This is a genomic window from Ferriphaselus sp. R-1 (assembly GCF_000746095.1).
Classification (GTDB): Bacteria; Pseudomonadota; Gammaproteobacteria; order Burkholderiales; family Gallionellaceae; genus Ferriphaselus.
In genome coordinates, this window is the sequence record NZ_JQKP01000025.1 from 1 (window position 1) to 2,381 (window position 2,381).

The window sequence follows — 2,381 nt, forward strand, 5'->3', positions numbered from 1 at the left end:
AAGAACAGCGAGGCGAGGGCCAGCCACCCGGCGGCATACCGCTCGCTCCATCGCGCCAGCCAGAAGAACCCCGCCAGCACCACCGGCAGGTACAGAAAGATGAAACCGTAGGAGTTAAAAAGCACTATTCTTTTCCATCGCTCGTCGAGTATCGCACTACTCTTGGCTGATCCAGCAGATTAATCGGTGGCTGTGCGTGGCCGGTCAGTGTCGGGACAACATGGTTTGCAGCTGGCGCGTGAACTCAGGGTGGGTGCGCAGGTATTCCTCGCGCATCCCCGCCTCCGTCTGCGCCCGTAGCTCGACGTTGGCGGTGGTGAGCTGCATGCCCAGACGGGGAGACTTGATAGCAAACATCTCGTCCAGCATCAAGTCGCCGAACTCGGAATTGAAGTGCGACAAGTCTTGCCAGTAGAGCGCCGGTGCCTCCGAGATCGGCTCCGTGCCGACCTCGTGGTAGCCCTCGAAATCCCACAGCGCCACCGTGCCGCCGGTGTTTTCCACCAGTCGGGCGATTTCGCGCAAGGCATCCCAGCGACTCTGCCGGGTCGCGCACTGATATTGCTGCTCTATCGCCAGAGCATGGCTGGGATAGACCACCAGCTTCAGGGTGATGCCGCGCGCCTTGGTCATGGCGAGCAGATCTTGCAGGCCGCCCAGATCCGGCGGCGGAGCGCGGTGCTGCGCATCGGGGCGGAGCGTGCCGGGCGGGCAGGGCTGGGCGTGGATGTGGTTGAAATCCTGCTGGAAACGGCTGGCCGTGCCTGTCGCTCCCCGCGAGTAGAAATACAGCCCGTCGGCGGTATGGCTGGGTTTGCGCCTGCCCTGTTCGAGCAGGGTGTTGAGCGTGGCTTCGAGCGCGTCATAGGAGAACAGGAAGGCTTGTTCGTCCGGTGACTCCATGTTGCGGATGTCGGCGCTGCAGTCTTTCCGGGGCAACGCTCTGGGATGGATGCCCAGCACGATCTGCCGCAGATTGGGGTCGTGCTTCAGCGCGAACTGGACATCACAGGTGACCATCTCCCAGGGGGCTCCGGCCAGAGCGAAGTTGTAGCCTTTGCCGAGCGTGTTCAGTGCGGGATGCTTGGGGTCGAAGCCGATCTCGGAGAACGAGCTGCCGAAGATCAGCGAGGCTGGTTGCTCGCGTTGCACCAGCGCGGGCTTGACGTGGCGCTCGTAGCGCAGGAACTTGGGCTTGATGGCGTTGAAACCGGCGATGGACACGTCGCGGTAATACCAGAACGGATCGACGATGCGGTTCAGTGCCGCTACCGCTACGCACATGAGCAGCAGGAGTGACATGAAGACGAAGACGTAGCGCGCGCTGCTCATGTCAGAACTGGAAGTAGATGAACTCGCTGAGTTCGGAGATCGACATGAGGCCCAGGGTCGCGACCACTGCGCTGGCCGCCGCCCAGCGGTGACTCATCCGCCAGGACAGCCGGGGGAGACGCTCGGATGGCGGCATGTTGAGCGCGGGAGCGTAGCGGCCCATGATCTGCTGGGTGTTGGGTGCGGCCCAGGCCAGCGCCAGCGCAAAGATCAGGTAGTTGCGGGTGGCATGGCTGACCAGGCCGTTGCTGGACCGCAGCTCGAAGCCGTGGCCACCCAGCATGGTATGGCTGATCGCCAGCGCCGTGTGCAGGTCGGCTGCGCGGAAGAACACCCAGGCGAACACCACGGCGAGGAAGGTGACGAGCACCGAGGCCATGTGCAGGGGCCGGGGCAGGGGGCGTGACGGGTCTTGTCCCAGCGCGCGTCGCAACCCGTGCCAAGCGTGGTTGACGATCAGATACAGGCCGTGCAGCCCGCCCCACACGACATAGGTCCAGCCCGCGCCGTGCCACAGCCCGCCCAGCAGCATGGTGGTGAACAGGTTGAGGTGACGGCGCAATTTGCCCTTGCGGTTGCCGCCCAGCGGGATGTACAGATAATCGCGCAGGAAGCGCGACAGGGTCATGTGCCAGCGCCGCCAGAAGTCGATGATGTTGACCGACTTGTAGGGGGAGTGGAAGTTCAGCGGCAAGGTCACGCCGAACATGCGCGACAGTCCGATAGCCATGTCCGAATAGGCCGAGAAATCGAAATACAGTTGCAGGCTGTAGCATAGTGCGCCACCCCAGGCCTCGACGAAGGTGAGCGTGATTCCGGCGGCGGGGGCGGCGAACACCGGGCCGACATAGCTGGCGATACCGTCGGCGATGACCACCTTCTTGAACAGGCCGATGAAGAAGATGGTGCTGCCCACGGCCATGTTGCGGTAGTCGAAACGATAGGTCGCCGGGCGGGCGAACTGGGGCATCATTTCCTTGTGGTGTAGCACGGGTCCGGCGATGAGGTGAGGGAAATAGGTGACGAAGAGGGTGTAGTGGACGAAGTTG

The 2,381-nt window shown here is 63.1% G+C and carries 2 protein-coding genes; both read right to left on the bottom strand.

The window, feature by feature from the left end; translation table 11 throughout:
• Positions 1-204: 204 nt before the first annotated feature.
• Positions 205-1,332 carry a hypothetical protein gene (locus DM08_RS10865; RefSeq protein WP_051938168.1) on the bottom strand — a complete coding sequence of 376 codons (1,128 nt, stop codon included), beginning with the start codon at positions 1,330-1,332 and terminating at the stop codon, positions 205-207.
• A 1-nt stretch (position 1,333) separates the two neighbouring features.
• The coding region (locus tag DM08_RS10870; RefSeq protein ID WP_035384687.1) for an MBOAT family O-acyltransferase at positions 1,334-2,381 on the bottom strand (1,048 nt) is incomplete at its 5' end.

Bases quoted from the DNA above. Each gene is read 5' to 3' on its own strand.
- DM08_RS10865 (WP_051938168.1), bottom strand. From the start codon at position 1,332: ATGAGCAGCGCGCGCTACGTCTTCGTCTTCATGTCACTCCTGCTGCTC.